This window comes from Halanaerobium sp., from assembly GCF_003070835.1.
Map to the genome: position 1 here is coordinate 1 of NZ_QBLR01000063.1, position 16,713 is coordinate 16,713.

Annotated in this window: 12 protein-coding genes; 3 read left to right on the forward strand and 9 right to left on the reverse strand. The window is 36.3% G+C overall.

Annotation, left to right across the window (positions count from 1 at the left end; genetic code table 11):
• From CI949_RS08470 to CI949_RS08480, 3 genes are all read right to left on the reverse strand, one after another.
• The coding region (locus tag CI949_RS08470) for an alpha-glucosidase (protein WP_290765190.1) at positions 1–1,441 on the reverse strand (1,441 nt) is incomplete at its 3' end.
• Positions 1,442–1,478: 37 nt separating this feature from the next.
• On the reverse strand, positions 1,479–2,639 hold the full coding sequence (locus tag CI949_RS08475; protein WP_133530601.1) for a sugar MFS transporter: 1,161 nt from the start codon (positions 2,637–2,639) through the stop codon (positions 1,479–1,481).
• A 21-nt stretch (positions 2,640–2,660) separates the two neighbouring features.
• On the reverse strand, positions 2,661–3,956 hold the full coding sequence (locus tag CI949_RS08480; protein WP_108138851.1) for an alpha-glucosidase/alpha-galactosidase: 1,296 nt from the start codon (positions 3,954–3,956) through the stop codon (positions 2,661–2,663).
• Positions 3,957–4,120: 164 nt separating this feature from the next.
• Here CI949_RS08480 and CI949_RS08485 point away from each other — a divergent pair, with 164 nt between their 5' ends.
• Together CI949_RS08485 and CI949_RS08490 are read left to right on the forward strand one after the other, a co-directional pair.
• Positions 4,121–4,954 (forward strand): AraC family transcriptional regulator, encoded by an 834-nt coding sequence (locus CI949_RS08485; RefSeq protein WP_108138853.1) that lies wholly within the window; start codon positions 4,121–4,123, stop codon positions 4,952–4,954.
• A gap of 75 nt (positions 4,955–5,029) precedes the next feature.
• Complete coding sequence (locus CI949_RS08490) at positions 5,030–5,902, forward strand: DegV family protein (protein WP_108138855.1); 873 nt, start codon at positions 5,030–5,032, stop codon at positions 5,900–5,902.
• A gap of 108 nt (positions 5,903–6,010) precedes the next feature.
• On the opposite strand, the gene CI949_RS08495 is transcribed toward CI949_RS08490, so the two are convergent.
• The 6 genes from CI949_RS08495 to CI949_RS08520 form a co-directional block, all read right to left on the reverse strand.
• On the reverse strand, positions 6,011–6,589 hold the full coding sequence (locus tag CI949_RS08495; RefSeq protein ID WP_108138856.1) for a class I SAM-dependent methyltransferase: 579 nt from the start codon (positions 6,587–6,589) through the stop codon (positions 6,011–6,013).
• Between the two features lie 254 nt (positions 6,590–6,843).
• A complete protein-coding gene (locus CI949_RS08500; protein WP_133530603.1) occupies positions 6,844–8,550 on the reverse strand; it encodes a glycoside hydrolase family 3 protein in 1,707 nt (568 codons plus the stop codon).
• Between the two features lie 15 nt (positions 8,551–8,565).
• Positions 8,566–9,408, reverse strand: coding sequence for an HAD family hydrolase (locus tag CI949_RS08505; RefSeq protein ID WP_108138860.1), 843 nt, complete (start codon positions 9,406–9,408; stop codon positions 8,566–8,568).
• Between the two features lie 93 nt (positions 9,409–9,501).
• Positions 9,502–11,313, reverse strand: a complete 1,812-nt coding sequence (gene uidA / locus CI949_RS08510; RefSeq protein WP_133530604.1) for a beta-glucuronidase — start codon at positions 11,311–11,313, stop codon at positions 9,502–9,504.
• Between the two features lie 113 nt (positions 11,314–11,426).
• Complete coding sequence (locus CI949_RS08515) at positions 11,427–12,905, reverse strand: MFS transporter (protein WP_290765201.1); 1,479 nt, start codon at positions 12,903–12,905, stop codon at positions 11,427–11,429.
• Between the two features lie 297 nt (positions 12,906–13,202).
• On the reverse strand, positions 13,203–15,704 hold the full coding sequence (locus CI949_RS08520) for a GH39 family glycosyl hydrolase (RefSeq protein ID WP_290765203.1): 2,502 nt from the start codon (positions 15,702–15,704) through the stop codon (positions 13,203–13,205).
• Between the two features lie 507 nt (positions 15,705–16,211).
• On the opposite strand from CI949_RS08520, the gene CI949_RS08525 reads away from it, so the two are divergent.
• Positions 16,212–16,713 (forward strand): heme NO-binding domain-containing protein (locus tag CI949_RS08525; protein WP_290765206.1); only part of this gene is annotated, 502 nt, incomplete at its 3' end.

Consider the following 16,713-nt stretch of genomic DNA (forward strand, 5'->3'; position numbering starts at 1 on the left):
CAATTATTTCCTGATAGGGGCTGTTTTTTCTGAGCTTGATTAATTCTTTATAAAAGTAAAATACGGAATTATCATCTTTTAGATTTTCTTCAACATTAATTTCCTGATAATTTGGATTCAGCTTTAACCAGGGCTCAGCTTTAGAAAAGCCAGCATTTTCAGCATCAGACCACTGCATTGGGGTCCGACTGTTGTCCCTGCTCCTCCTCCAGACAACCTCCATCACTTCTTCTTTGTCATATCCTGCCTTTAAGGCTTCCTGATATAAACCGTGGGTTGCCAGATCCTGATAATCATCTATATTTTCAAATTTAACATTGCTCATTCCTATTTCCTGCCCCTGATAGATAAAGGGGATTCCCCGCTGCAGCATAAAAACAGCTGCCAGCATTTTAATTGAATAATCATTAATTTCAGCTTCATTTAAATACTTATTTAAAGAGCGGGGCTGATCGTGATTCTCCCAAAAAATAGCGGCTCTCCTGTCATCGGCATAGGTTTTTTGAATCTCATTTAAGCGCTCTTTTAGCTCAATTAGATCCCAGTCCCGAGCCTTAAACCACTCACTGCCCTCACTTAAATCCAGATCAACATGGCGAAAATCAAAGACCAGATCAAAAGGAGCATCATCACCGGCAAATTCCTGCATCCTTTTATTATCTTCTGCATATAATTCTGCTACAGTCACAATCTGATAGTTGGAAAAAGTCTCTGCCTTTAATTCATTTAATAAATCCAAAATTCCAGGCTGATTGGCAGAGGCTTCAAAAATACTGCTCAGACCGTCAGGACCATTAACTTTTTGATCCTTAAATCCGCTCTTTTTTATGTAGCTGATGGCATCAACTCGAAAACCGGCCAGACCCTTATCCAGCCACCAGTTTACCATCTGATATAATTCCTGCCGCAGCTTTTTATTTTCCCAGTTTAAATCTGGCTGTTCCTCAGCAAATGTATGAAGATAATACTGCTCAGTCTGCTGATCATAGGTCCAGGCCGAGCCACCAAAAATTGAGCGCCAGTTTGTCGGTGGACCTCCATCTGCCTTAGGCTCCTTCCAAATATAATAATCTCTTTTTGGATTATTCTTCGATTTTCTGGATTCTTTAAACCACCGGTGCTGGTCAGAACTGTGATTGATTACTAAGTCCATCATAATTCCAATTCCTCTTTTGTCAGCCTCAGCTATTAATTCTTCCATGTCCTCCATAGAGCCAAACTGCTCGGCAATTGCATAATAATCATCAATATCATAGCCGTTATCCTTCATCGGGGAAGAAAAAACCGGGCTGAGCCAGATTAAGTCTATTCCCAGTCGATTTAAATAATCAAGCTTTTCTATAATCCCCCGCAAATCACCAATTCCATCATTATTGCTGTCATTAAAACTTTTAGGGTAAATCTGATAAATTACTGAATCATACCACCATTTTTCTGTCATTACAACCATCCTTTGTCTATTTAGATCTTTTTATAACTTATGCTTCAACATTTTGAGTTATCATTTTTAAATAATAGGTAATTAAAATTGCTGCTCCCAGGATAATTATCAGAAAGACAAATCCCGCCTCAATCGCAATAAAATCATTGATAAAGCCCACCACCCAGTTGGAAAGTACTGTTAAACCAATCATCCCGGCTGTCTGAGCAAAACCAACCACTTTAATTCCACTGCTCTCAAAGCTGTCTAAAATCGCAGCCTGCAGGGTTGGTACCTGACCTGCTAAAAAGAGACCAGAAATCGGAATTAAAATTGTAAAGTTATAGCCGCCGATTAAGGCAATCGAAATCAGGGAGGCCGCCGCTGCTCCGGTAAAAATCAGGAAATTATAATAACCAATTTTTTCAACAATAATGCTGGCCAGAAATCTACCAGCAGTAAAGCAGATAAAAAAGAGCGATAAATAAAAACTAACTGTAAGATCAGTTCTTGACTGAGCATCTCTTAAAAATGGGGCCAGCCAGGTCACTATAGAAAATTCTACTCCCACCTGAAAAAATACAATTAGAGAAAATAAAATTACCTTTTTATCCTTAAGCAGTTCTGAAGTTGTTTTCATTATCTTTTTGCCGCTGCTTTCGATATCCGGCAGAGAGGCTGCGTTAAATTCAAAAAAGATGATTATCAGTAAAATAATTGAGAATAAGAATGAATAATTCCAGCTAAAACCCAGTTTTAAAACTGAGGTCACAAAATATGGGGCAATAATCCCCCCGGCTCCATAAAAAAGGTGGAGCAGGTTGATCATCTTTCCTCTTTTTTCACTATAAGAAATTGAGGTAAGATTTACAGCCACAATATTTAATAGAGTTATTCCGGTTCCCAGAAAAAAGAAGGAAGCTAGAAGAGTATAATAATTTACTGATGCATAAACCGCTCCCAGGGCAAGTGAATTATAAATAACACCATAAAACAATATTTTAATCAGACCGAATTTTTCAATCAGCTTACCACTGCCAAAAAAGACCAGCATTGAGCCAATTGAAATAAAGGAAAGCAAAAATCCAAGTCGGCTGTAATTGAGACCAAAATCATCCATAATATATGGCCCAACCTGACCTCTGATATTATTAACAACTCCGTTCATAAACATTATGGTAAAAGCAAGTATAATTATCTTCTTTTTGTTTTTAAGCATTCTGTAAATCCCACCTTATTTTTATTTGTATTCGGGCAGCCAGTCTCCATGAGCCTCTATTAAATCATCGCATAAATTAACTATCTCGTCAATGGTTAATTCTGAGCCAGTGTGGGGATCGAACATTGCAGCCTGGTAAATATATTCTTTCTTCTTCTCTAAAGCAGCCTTGATTGTCATTAAATGAACATTTATATTTGTTCTGTTGAGTGCTGCCAGCTGCTCGGGTAATTCTCCTACATGACAGGGGCTAATGCCGCTGCGGTCAACCAGGCAGGGAACCTCAACTACCGCTTTTGCTGGTAAATTTTCAATCAGACCGGTATTTAAAACATTACCTCCAATTTTATAAGGTCTGCCGGTTTCCAGGGCCTCCATGATATAAGAAGCATATTCGTGAGTCCGCTCATGTTCTAGTTCTTCATTTTTAACCAGCTCATCCCGCATCTCTTCCCATTCTGCAATCTGTTTTTCACAGCGGCGCGGGTATTCATCTAAAGGAATATTATATTTTTCAATTAATTCCGGATACTTAGATTTAATAAAATAAGGGTGATATTCTGCATTATGTTCACTTGATTCAGTTATATAATAACCAAAACGCTTCATCAATTCATAGCGAACCATGTCATCATGAGGTGTTTCTCTCTCAAAGGCTTTCTTCTTAATCTCCGGATATAGATCCTTACCATCTCGACTGATCTCCAACAGCCAGGCCATATGATTGATTCCTGCAATCTTATACTGCAGATTTTCGGTGCTCATCCCAAGCGGCTCCAGCAGCTGCTCGTGACAGATCTGTACACTGTGGCAGAGACCTACTGTTTTAACATTGGTTGCTCTAAGCATCGCCCCGGTTAAAATTGACATCGGATTGGTGTAATTTAAAAACCAGGCATCAGGAGCAACTTCTTCAATATCCCGGGCAAAATCCAGCATTACCGGAATGGTTCTTAGAGCTCTAAAAATTCCACCAATACCCAGTGTATCTCCAATTGTCTGCCGCAGTCCGTATTTTTTGGGAATTTCAAAGTCAATCACTGTTGAAGGTTCATAACCACCAACCTGAATTGCATTGATTACATAATCTGCATCTTTGAGAGCAGCCCGACGGTCAGTATAAGCCTTAATCTCAGCATAACTGCCGTGATTACTGTTGATATTTTTAAGCATCATTTCCGAATCTTTTAAGCGCTGCTCATCAATATCATATAGAGCAAACTCTGATTCTCTTAAAGCCGGGGTTAAAATACAGTCCCCCAGAACATTTTTGGCAAAGACAGTACTGCCTGCACCCATGAAAGTAATTTTAGCCATTAAAATCTCTCCTTTTAGTATTATTGTGAGCTTTAATTTCTCACTTTTAAAATTTATTTTAATTTGTACTTTTATTATATCCATAGTATTATGTTTATATAAATGGTCTAATGTTAAATTAACATGTTATTATGTTGTTTTATAAAATTCAAAGGAGGGATATCATGGCTGAAGAACAGGATTTAAATATTGAAAGGCTGCATTTAACTGATATGGAAATTCACATCTGTGGCTCACAGCAGTGCAGTCAGGGTCACAGTTATGGTCCGGCACTTAGAGATTATTTTTTAATTCATTATATCCACCGGGGAAAAGGAATTTTTGAAGTAGACGGCAAAAAATTCGAATTAAAAAGAGGTGAGGGCTTTGTAATCTGGCCCCATCTTCTTTCCTATTATCAGGCAGACAAGAATAATCCCTGGCAGTACTCCTGGATTGGCTTTACCGGCTTAAAAGCTGAAGATTATCTTAAAGAGGCTGGAATTACAAAAGCTAAACCCTTTTTTAGGACTCAAAATTCGGAAAAAACTTCCGCTATTTTTAATGAAATGACTGAAACAGGCAATTTAAAAAAATCAAAGGAAATTAAACTAATGGGTCTCCTCTACCTTTTCTTTTCCGAGCTTATCGAAAATTCAAATCGACAGCAAAAAAACAACCAAAATCTAAAACAGGAATACTTAAAAAAAGCAGTTAACTATATTGACCGCAATTATTCGCGACCTGATTTAAAAGTCTCAGATGTCGCTTCTTATCTAAACTTAAACCGCTCCTATCTCTGGCAGCTGTTCAGTGAGCTATTAGATAAATCTCCGCAGCAGTATTTAATTGAATTCAGAATGGAAAAAGCTGCTTTGCTTTTAGAAAACTATGATCTTAAAGTTAGATCAGCAGCTTTAAGTGTCGGCTATGAAGACCCTTTCAACTTTTCTAAGATTTTCAAAAAAGTTATGGGGAAGTCTCCCAGTCATTATAAGAATGGACAAAGTAGTAGATAAATGCTAAAATTAATTAAAGGAATATTTTTAAAATTAAGTTAAATTTATATATAAACCAGGGAGGGAGTTTAAAAAATGAGTATTGGAATTGTAACTGACAGCACCTGTGATTTAAATCAGGAAATTATCGAAAAATATGGGATTGAAGTTATCCCTCTTTCAGTTCATTTTGGTGAAGATGAATTTCAGGATGGAGTTGACATTAAACCGGATGGTTTTTTCAAAAAACTAAAACAGAGACAGGAACTTCCCCACACATCAAGACCGGCACCTGCATTATTTATAGAAAAATATCAGGAAATGCTCAAAAAATATGATCAGCTGCTTTCAATCCATGTTTCTGCTGCCTTAAGTGGTACTTTTGAATCAGCAAAACTGGCAGCTCGCGAGGTGGATGATAAAGTTACTGTAATTGATTCTGCTACTATTTCCCTTGGACTCGGTATGCTGACAGTGCTGGCGGCAAAATCAGCTGAAAAAAATCTCAAAATAGATGAGATTATAGAAACTTTAAAGCAGGCTAAAAATAAACTGCACCTCTATTTTACAGTCAAAGATCTGACCTACATGGAAAAAGGCGGTCGCATCGGTAAGGCCAGTTCATTTTTGGGCTCAATCTTCAGCATTAACCCGGTAATCTCGATCAGCACAGAGACTGGAAAGGTTAAACCAATTGCCAAAGTTAGGGGTCAACACCGGGCTCAGGATAAAATAATAGAACTGGTTAGAGAAAAAGTAGAAAATGATAGAAATGTCTGGCTTGGCTTTGCTCACGGCAAGCGCGAGGAAGAACTGGAAGATACTAAAATAAAACTGATTAAAGAACTTAAAGCTGAAAAAGATATAAATCTAAATATTTATGACAGCCGAATCAGTGCCACCCTGGGCTGTCATGTTGGTCCTACAGTTTATGCTGTTATTGTTTTGAGTGGAGATTTTCTGGAGTGAATTTTAAATAAGAGAAAGTGCAGCTCCTCCCTGCAAATAGGAAGACTGCACTTTTTTATAAATTGATGAATATTCATTTTCAAAAAATCAAATTATCTATTAAATCCTCTAAACTTTAACCCCGCTGATTAAATAGGAATTATAATCTATAGCTCTTACTTCAATGTTTTTAACATTTCTCTCTGCCAGCATTGCTTTTAACTGCTCACTTTTAACCCGATGATGAAGTGGTGGGCCCTCTTCTCTCTGATCTGGATCCCATTCAATGAAAACAACTCTGGATCCTTTCTTTAAAAAACTAAAATAATTATCAAGAAACTTATCTTTTTCCTCCACCTCATGAAAAAGATAGGCAAAAAGCATAAAATCTGCATCCTGGTGTAAGTTGGCATCATTGTCTTCACTCTTACAGATTTCTATTCTGTCCGTTAAACCGGCCTGCTGGGCACGATGTTTTAAGTCCAAAAGCATATCTATTTCTACATCAACAGAATAAACTTTTCCCTTTTCACCAACTATTTCTGCTGCTGGCAGTGAGAAAAATCCATTCCCTGCTCCAACATCTATAAAAATATCACCCTCATTTAAATTCAACTCTGATAAAAGTTCAGCTGGTTTTAGACTTTTAAGCCGCTTTTCTGCAAATAACTTTTTCTTTTTCGATGGATGAAATCTCTTGCCTGACATACGACCACTCCTATTCTCTAAAATAATTTCAGTTATAAAAACATGATTTAATATATTTAAAAATAACCTAAGTATTTCTAAAATCTTTCTAAAATTATTATAACTGAAATTATTATATTTAAAAGTAAAAGACCCTACATCTTTAAAAATTGTAAGGCCTTTTACTTCATCTATATTAATTTAATAAGGAGCTTAATGTTGGTACCGGGCACTTGGAAATTATTCCCAAGTGCCCGGTGCCAACAACTAACAATTTATCTTTTTGCTTCCCAGATATCACACCAGACATTTTCGTTATAAGAACCTTTAAATTTAGATTTACCCATTATTTTTTCGATGGTCTGTCTGATAACTTCACTGGTATTTCCGTGGGCATTGATAAATGTTTTGACCATTGGAACATCAATAAAATGATTGGTGTAATTTAAAGATACAAATACAGTTGGAATTTCAGCAGCATACCAGGGCACTTCATTTGCCATTGGGGCTTTCCACTTAATCCGATAATTGTTCTGCTGAGCATATCCTCTGACATCAGCAAAGACAAAGGCCGCATCATATTTATCCCGATATTCCATTATCTTACCCTTTTCTCTAGCTTCACCTTCATTTAGATCAACTTCAAATCCTGCCTTTTCCAGTTCTTCAACTACTCTGTCCCTGGAAGAAGTATCACTATTATAAATTCCACCCAGTTCACCGTAAAGATAATATAACTTGATTCTTGGATGAGTTTCCGGTGTTATCGGCAGTTGATCTAAACTATCTTTAACCAGAGTAATTCCTTTATCTGCAGCATCGGCTGCCATCTGATGGTGCTCATCCTGTCCGATTAGATCCAGCTTTTCTTCTGCTGGCATTAACTCATCTGATTCTGCTTTTTGGTGCAGATTAATGGCTGCTTTAAGGCCTAAAATTCTTTCAAGGGCTTCATTTAAGCGCTGATCTGTAATCACGCCGTTTTTGTAACCATCAAGCATAAACTGAAAATCTTCTTCCTTATCATTGAAGAATAAGAACATATCACAGCCAGCAGCAATCGCTCCCGGAACATAATCTTTTCTCGGCATGGCGGCTGTCATTCCAAGCATATGGGAAGCATCTGTAACTACCAGACCATTAAAGCCTAACTTATCTCTTAATAAATCATTCAATAACTCAGGTGCTAAGGTTGCCGGCATAATTTCCTGTTCCGTTAATTCTGGGTTCAGCTTTTTAGAATATTCCGGCATTGCAATATGGCCGGCCATAATGCTCATCAGGCCATTATCAATATGGTGTTTGTAGACTTTACCAAAGGTCTGATCCCACTTCTCTGGTCCAAAATCATTAATACCTAAAACTAGATGCTGGTCCCTTTCTTCAACCCCATCTCCCGGAAAGTGCTTGACACAGCTTGCAATCTCACCTACTTCACTGTCCTTTAATCCCTCAAGGTAGGCTGAAGTATATTTAATCACCTTTTCCGGAGTATTGCCATAAGCTCTGGTGTTAACAATTGTATTCCGCCAGTTATATAAAATATCAACTGAGGGATCAAAGTTCCAGTTAACGCCCAGAGCTGCTTCTTCTCTACCGCTGACCAGACCGGCATTATATGCTACTTCCTCTGATTCTGAGGCTTCAGTCATTGCCCCACTGGCAATAAAAGTCCCATCAGTTGAGGATCCGTCTCCACCATTATCACAGTTAGCTGCTGCCAGCAGTGGAATTTTACTGGCTGCCTGCATCTCTTTAATAAAATTATAAACTTGATTAGAACCTTTGCTGGCATATCTGATTCCACCAACATGATACTTCTTCACAATTTCTGCATTTTCCGGATCAGCTAAATCCCCGTGAATTCTGGTAATAAACAACTGCCCAATCTTTTCTTCCAGTGACATTTCTGAAATTGTATCCTTTACCCATTTAATATCCTCATCATTTAAATAAAAAGGCTTTGCTTTTAAATCTACCATAATTACCTCCGTTTTTTACTTTAAAATAAAATTAAATTTTTTAATCAAATTTTCTTCATATTTCCCCTGATAATCTCCACTGAAAAAATTTGCCGCTGCCTCTTCAGCAAATTTCTGCCAGGATTCAGCTTCCTCACAGGGCATAATTGGATAAAATAAAACATTATTTTTCTGAGCTGCTCTTAAATCTCCGGGAGCATCACCGATCATCAATATTTTATTTTGATCATAACCTTCTGCTTTTAAATCCTTAATATTGTCAGCTTTTGAGCCTGCTTCCTGTCCTAAAATCACTTTAACATGCTGTTTTAAATCATAACTAGCCCATTCATCTAAAAGTGCTTCCTGATTTGCAGAAGAAACAACTGCTAGATCTGCTTCAGCTGAGATTTCAGCCAGGATTTTTTTAACACCTGCAAAAACTTTTCTCGAATCTTTTTCCAGTTTTGAAATCTCCTGATTAACCTGCCTGCTCCAATTGAGAGCTAATTTAAGCTGCTGATTATTCTCAGTATTTTTGATAGCTCTGCTTAAAGCTGGATTTGATAATTCACTGCTTTCTAATGTCCACTTCTCTATCTGATCAAGCCCAGGCAGACCATAACCTTCTGCTCTTAAATCATTAAAAGTCTTAACCAGTCCCTGAAAGCGGTTAATTCCTCTGCTGTGAGAATAGAGATTAACTTTATTCCATTTTTTTAAAAAGTCTTCTTCAATCTCTTCCAACTGCCAGACTTTGACTGCCTCTGGACCAAATGCCTTTTTATGTTTTTCAGTCATTGTATCAATTGCCGAACCATCAGAATCAATGCAGATCAAAAATTCTTTTTCCTTAACAAAATTAGCAATAGTAGTCATTTTTTTACCCGCTCCATTTGTGATTTGTTATACTTGTACCCGGTACAAATAAGCTTATTTGTACCGGGTACAAAAGAATATTTTCACTATAGCTTAGCCTTTATAATCATTCGGTAGTTTTTCCCATCTCTGCTTTAAAAGATGAGCTGCCATCTTGGGCTGTCTGTCTCTGGTAAAGGCACCCTTTTTGTTACCATCTACTCTTAAAATCCCTTCTACTGTCTGGAAGTCAGCAAAGTTCCACATCTGTTCTCCGACTATAGAATCACAGTTATCAAATACTTTATGCTGCAGTTCTAAATATTCATTCTGATATTCTTCTGACCACTGGACTGAAGGTAGTTTATGAATACCTGCCTTAGTATCTGCACCATATTCGGTCATCACAATCGGCTTTCCTTCTTTTTCCCAGCCGGCAAGTTCCTCTTCGAAATTCTTCTGAGAATATCTTAACTCTGCTCCTCCCATTAAGTACCAGCCATAATAGCGGTTAAGGGAAATTACATCTGCAAATTGAGCTGCATTACATTTGCCGTATTGTGCTGTCATTAAATTAGTAAAGGTAAGTGGTCTTGCCTGAGGATCAAGGTCTCTGGCATAGGAGAAAATTTCTTCAAAATACTCCTCGGCTCTCTCCTGAGCACTGTCCGGTTCATTGGCCAGACACCACATGACAACAGAAGCATGGTTTTTATCTCGCTTCATTAAACGCCTAATCTCTCTTTTGTGGTTTTCCTTAGTCTGCTCGTGTACAATTTCTTTATCAAAGAAATCAGATTCTTCACCGGTTCCAGCTGCCAGGAAGTTCATATTCATATCGAAAAGTCCTACAGCTGGAGTCTCGTCAATTACTACTACTCCGCGCCGGTCACACATCCGATAAAATTCTTCATCATAAGGGTAGTGAGAAGTACGAACTGAATTAGCTCCAATCCAGTCTAAAAGCTCAGCGTCTCTGATCATTACTGCTGGATCAAAGCCACGGCCATTGATCTCACTGTCCTGATGTTTACCAAATCCTTTAAAGTAGAAAGGCTCATCATTGATTAAAAAGCGATTTCCTTTTACCTCAACTCTTCTAATTCCTACTGGAAGTGGATAATTATCAACCAGCTCACCTGCACTTAAAAGGCTTACTTCCAGATTGTATAAATATCCTTCTCCAGGCTGCCAGAGTTTTACATTTTCAACTTCCAGTTTACCCTCTATGCCGGAATTTTGAGCAACTACTTTTCCGTCAAGATCCTTTAATTCAACTTTTATTTCAGAATGGGAACTGCTTTCAATTTCATATTCTACAAAACCAGTTTCACCTTCAAAATCAGTAACTGTTGTTATATCATAAATATAGTCTTTTGGCAGAATTTGAAGTTTAACTGCAGAATGAATTCCAGCGTAATTAAAGAAATCAAAGTAAGGAAATAGTCTTTTTTTGCCGTCATCATATTCTTTTACCTGACCTGTAGGAATGGTTGTTAAATCCAATTCATTATTGACAACTACAACCAGGGTGTTTTTAGCTCCAAAGTCAGCAGCTTCATTGATGACTGCTCCAAAAGGCATATAACCTCCTTCGTGTTCAGCAATTTTTTCGCCATTCAGCCAGACTTCAGCTCGGTGGGTTGCACTGCCAAAGCGGAGATTAACATTTTTCTGCTGCCATTCTTCTGCCAGATAAAATTCTGTCTGATACCAGACATCACCTACATGTTCTCTAATATCTTTATCTGTAAATAAATCATTATAGCTTGAAGGCACTGGAACTTCACTAAAATCAGTTAAACCATTCTGCCAGCCCTCTTCTCTACCTTTTCCATCAAAATCGACTTTAAACTTCCAAATTCCTGATAAATCAACAACCTGACGAGTTGGTGATTCTGCAGGATATAAAAATTGAGATTCCATTGATTATCACTCCATTTTTTTAAATTTCAAATCGTTTATACTATCAGAGCTCCTCTAATACTCTTTTAGAGAAGCCCTATTTAAATATCTCCTTATTACCCTATTTATTAACATTAGGCCGGTGAACTAACCGACTTTTTTTCCTCAATCTCATCCTGAATCTCTGCCATTTTTTCTGCATCAAGTGGATAAAATTTCATAGCTATTAAGGAAGCCACATGACCAATTAAAGGCAGACCAAAAACAATAAATAAAATTGCAATTTCCAGACTCTGACTAACTGGAGAGTTAGGTGGAATTTTTTGACCACCATAGCCAGCTAAAGCTATACTGAAACCAATAATTACAGTTCCTAAAGATGAAATCATTTTATCAACAAATGAGAAAATAGTACCGATAAATCCGGACATAAATCTCCCTGAACGGCAGGATTCATAATCAGTACAGTCTGCAATCATTGGAATAACAATATTTCCAGCCAGCTGACTTACAGAATACTGAGCTCCTAAAACTACTAATAAGATTAAAACTCCTGTTGTTAACTCACCTTCTGCCAGCATTGGAGTTATTACCAGTAAAACTACAATTAAAGCTGTTCCCATCCAGGTCAGTTTGACAAATGCATTTTTAAGTCCCACTTTCTCTGCATATTTAACTCCAAGATAAGTTACTAAAATAGCTGGGGCCATCACCCAGACTGAAAAAGTTCCCTGCAGAGCGGTATTATATAAAATATTGGAGAAGAAATATACAAATCCAGCTCGGCGGGCGGTTAAAGCAAGCTTATCAGTTGATGCTGCTACAATTAACATCTGTAAGGGTCTATTATTTTTAAGAACCTCCCAGGCATCTTTAAATTTAATTTCTACCGCATTTTCTGCCAGGCCAAAATATTCTGTTCTATCTTTAGACCAGATACCGATAATTGCTAAAACTGTCATTACAAAAGAAGCAGCCATAAAGATAAATGAAACTGTGGACCATAAAGCAGGATCATTAACATTTTGAGCATATTTGGGTGCCATATAGGTCATGATAAACCAGGTAGCACCTGCAAAAAGTAGGGTATTATAAATTGCATCGAAAAAAGTAAATAGTGGTCTCTGAGCCGGGTCATTTGTCAGTGCAGCCTGTGCCCCTTTAGTACAGGAAGTCTGAAAAGTATAACCAATGATTGCCAAACCATATAATAAAGCTGTGACAATGTATTTAGTCTGTGCTGACCATTCCGGTGGAACATTAAACAGTGCTATAATCATAACTACTAAAATAATATTACCAGCTAACATAAAGGGACGATACTTACCAAATTTAGTATCAGTCTTATCAAGTATAAAGCCAATAACTGGATCGGTAAAACCATCAAACATTCTCATCGCAGTTGCTATTCCACCAACAATTGCTGCCGAAAGCCCAAGAACATTCTGAGTAAAAAATGCATAATACATTATTAGTACAAAAGCTGTGTTGGTTGCAGTATTATTTAGAGCGAAAAAAGCAATCTGCCATTTTTCGGCGTTGTGGTACTTCCCTTTTTCTTTGAGTTTTTTTCTTTTCTTTTTAATTTCTTTTTGATCTGGCTTATTTAACATTAATAAGTCCTCCTAGTTTTTTTAATGGATTTAGTTCGGCCCTTCCGGATTGAGCTGAACTTTGAAAATACTTTCTTATAGGACTTATGTTAGATTTAACTAACTCTTATATAACTTCTAATAACATTATAAAATAAAATTTGAATTGTCTCGTCTCTATTTTTTTGTGATTTTTTAATAAAAGTCCAGTTATATTGAATTTTTCTTAAGCAAAATTAAAAAGACCCAAAGAAAAGATAATTAAGACTTGCTTTTCTTTGGGTTTGATCACTTTGCTAATAAATATTAAGTTTTTAGTTAAAGCTGAAACTGTTTTCGGAGGAGATAAAATTCGATGCCGTGGCTTTCAATCTCGCCCCTGAGCTTATATTCTCCTGTCAGATTGAGACATTCAATTCTCAAATCAGGAAAAGATTTATTCTTTAAATATTTTATTTCATGATTATTGAGATCAGGTGGCCCCCCCATCTTCAGCCACTGGTCAAAGGCAGAACCTGAATCTCTATTTAATTTATACTGACTCAGCTTATAGCTTCCTTCCAGGCCGGTCAATTTAAGACTGAAATCCAGTTTCTCCTTATTTTCAAAAACCTGGTACCTGTTATATTTATCAATAATACTGTAATCTGCATTCTGATAGCTTCTGCTCAAATAAGCATAATTATAAATCAAAATCTGCAGATCATTTCCTCTGGCAGTAATTATATAGTTATCACCCTGTTCAATAATCTCATCTCCCAGCTCTGTTAAGATTATATAGGCATAATAACCGGATTTTTTAATTCCTTCTGTATTCATCAAACCTCTGCCCCCAAAAAAAGGAGCTTCATTAATCGGCCATTCCGAAATTAGATCTGATAAATTCAAATAGCCCAGACCATCTAAACTCTGCTGCAGTTTTAAAGCGTTATCAATAATAAAATCAGCCATAAAGGCAGTATCATGGACCAGTTCCTTAGCATTCCAGCTGACATTCCAGCGGGTTGCAATCAATTCCGCCTCCGGGAAATATCTAGCAAGCAGTTTTCTAATTCTTTTGGCTATTTTTATAGAATAATCTTTTTCTTTAAATTTAAATTTAATATTTTCCAGAGTACTTTCTTTATAAAACTGGCTTAAATCAGGCTCCTCCTCGATCACTGGAACCGAATTGTGATAGAGATTAATATTATAAAAGTCTACTGCAGTGCCATTCTGCTCAACATATTCCAGGAATTTTTGGGAAAGAAAATTTTCTTCAAAAAATGTTTCCGAAGCAGGTCCGACTTTAAGAGATTGAGAAATTGCCTTTATTTTTTCGGTAGTTTTAGCATAAAATTCAAAATACTCTGCTTCTGTCCCTGACCAGTGAAAACCCCGGGCTGGAAACTCTGTCCAAACCTGAAAATACCAGCTTTTAACCTCTTCGATCCCATATCTATTAATCAGATGGACTATAAAAGCATTAATTAAATCAAGCCAGGCTTCAATTTTTTTAGGAGGCGAAAAATTTGCCTGGTAATAAAAAATTGTTTTATCCTTATCACTTGCCAGTAATTCCGGCATAAAACTTAAAGTAATAAATGGCTTCAAATCATTTTCTAAAACAAAATCCATTATATTGTCCACCAGTTTCCAGTTATAATGAATATTATCCAGGCTATCTCCCTTACAGACTTCCAGATCATCATTAAAAATCCCCTCAAAGCGCAGATACTCAAAGTTGATTTCCTGCTGCAGCTCTTTTATCTGCTTGCGCAAATTTGAATCCAGAATGCTCTGAGCAGTACCGGCATTGATTAACTTCTGCCAGACAGGATTTAGCTCCGTAGCTTTCTTATTTTGAGTTAAGTCTATTTCTTTTTTGATAAGATTGCTTTTCCGTTTATTCTGCTGCAGATATGCGATTGTAAAGTCATTTAAAAACTCATTTATTTGATTGAGCTCATCAAACTCTTCCTGCAGATGCTGGTCTTTTAATTGAGGATAGTTGTGTTTAAGTTCAACAGGACTTAAATTAAAATGATCGTTAAAAACACGATAAAAACTTTTTATATTTTTAAAACCAGATTCCAGAGCTATCTGATTGATATTTTTGTTTGAATATAAAAGCTCATAAATTATTTTCTCCAGCCGCAGCCGGTCCAGATAGCTTTTAAAGTTTATTGCAGTTTTCTTTTTGAATTTCTCTGAAATATACGAGCTATTATAATGTAATTCTTCGGCAATATCCTTAAGTCGTAAATTATTCATATAATCTGCTTCAAGTTTATCAATTACTTTAATTATAATATCTTTCCTCTGCTGCTGATAAAAGTCATCCTGACGCTGATTATTAATACAGAAATGATTATTTAAAAAATCAAGCAACTGATTTAAATTAACTTCTATCTCCTCTGCCAGCTGATAATCTTCATTAAGATAATTAAAACTTAAACGAGCCAGCAAATATTTTAGCTGATCAAGATTACCATTATTTAGCTGAAATATTTTACCACTGAAATCTTCGTCATGATCTTTTAAAAACTGGCTTTTAAAATCAAAAACTAAAAATCTATTTTCAGCCTGAACGGAAGCATTGTTAATCAATCGATAAGGAGTATAGCCGTTAATTAAATAAAGATCGCCCTTATTTAAATTAATTTCATTTTTTTGCTCGATCTTCTGCTCAACAAAATTATTCTTAACTTTTAAGTTAAGTTTCCCTTTAAGGACCCAAATCATTTTGAAAGCTCGATTAAAAACCAAATCTGGACTCAATGAATTACAGGAAATATTTAGGGGCAGTCCGTAACTAAAATTGACAGTTTCACAAATCATATAAAGTCTCCTCAAATTTAATAATTGATTAAATTACTCGATTGAGCAACAAGATGAATATTGAGTATCTAAAATTATTATATCATCTCAAATTGAAAATGAAAAAGAAAAAAGGTACCGAGTGCCTGGAAAAGATCTCCAGGTACCCGGTACCATTAAAAAGCAGAAGCAACTCTAATTAAGCAGCCTCTGCCACCCCAGCGTTAATAAAAATTTGTTTACAATTATTATAATGACATATCAAGGTTACAGGAAGATTACAAACAGGTTAAGAAATTGTAACTAATTGTTTCAGCTATGTTAATTTATTTTGTTAATTTATTCACTTGTACCAGGTACAAAACGTCCGTTTTGTACCTGGTACTAAAGAAATTTTTCACCTTAAAAAAAGGTTTTATCCGATCAATCGCGAATTATTATTAATATAGCTTGATTTTTATGGGCTATTTTGTTTTTCTAACAATATAAATAAAATTATATTTTAATCTAACTGGAGGGAAATAGTATATGAAAGGTACAGTCGTTTCGACCTGGCTCAGTACTCTCAACAAGACTTATGGAGAGGAAAAAGTCAACAAAGCCAAAAAGAAAGCCGGTTTTAAAGAAGATTTAATCATTACACCAATGACTACAATTGAAGATCAAAAAACTAAAGATTTGATGAAATATATCGCCCAGGATGTAGGTAAAAAGCCCGCTGAAATCTGGCATGGGATGGGAATAAAAAATATTGAAACTTTTTCCAGGTGGTTTCCTTCTTATTTCAGTAATCGGACTCTGAAAAACTTTTTGATGTTAATGGATACCGTTCATCTGCAGCTGACAGAGATGCTGCCAGGTGCTAACCCTCCTCGACTGCAGGCAAAAGAACTAAATGATCATAAAATTGAAATGATATATAAGTCTAAAAGAGGAATGTACGACTACTTCTTGGGACTTTTAGAAGGAAGCTCATCATTTTTTAAAACTCCAATTGAGGTAGAAGAAATTGACAGAGGAACCCTGGAAG

Coding starts and splice junctions, on each gene's coding strand:
- CI949_RS08480 (WP_108138851.1), bottom strand. CDS start 3,956: ATGGCTAAAATTACTTTCATGGGTGCAGGCAGTACTGTCTTTGCCAAA.
- CI949_RS08520 (WP_290765203.1), bottom strand. CDS start 15,704: ATGATTTGTGAAACTGTCAATTTTAGTTACGGACTGCCCCTAAATATT.
- uidA (WP_133530604.1), bottom strand. CDS start 11,313: ATGGAATCTCAATTTTTATATCCTGCAGAATCACCAACTCGTCAGGTT.
- CI949_RS08505 (WP_108138860.1), bottom strand. CDS start 9,408: ATGACTACTATTGCTAATTTTGTTAAGGAAAAAGAATTTTTGATCTGC.
- CI949_RS08475 (WP_133530601.1), bottom strand. CDS start 2,639: ATGCTTAAAAACAAAAAGAAGATAATTATACTTGCTTTTACCATAATG.
- CI949_RS08490 (WP_108138855.1), top strand. CDS start 5,030: ATGAGTATTGGAATTGTAACTGACAGCACCTGTGATTTAAATCAGGAA.
- CI949_RS08495 (WP_108138856.1), bottom strand. CDS start 6,589: ATGTCAGGCAAGAGATTTCATCCATCGAAAAAGAAAAAGTTATTTGCA.
- CI949_RS08485 (WP_108138853.1), top strand. CDS start 4,121: ATGGCTGAAGAACAGGATTTAAATATTGAAAGGCTGCATTTAACTGAT.
- CI949_RS08500 (WP_133530603.1), bottom strand. CDS start 8,550: ATGGTAGATTTAAAAGCAAAGCCTTTTTATTTAAATGATGAGGATATT.
- CI949_RS08515 (WP_290765201.1), bottom strand. CDS start 12,905: ATGTTAAATAAGCCAGATCAAAAAGAAATTAAAAAGAAAAGAAAAAAA.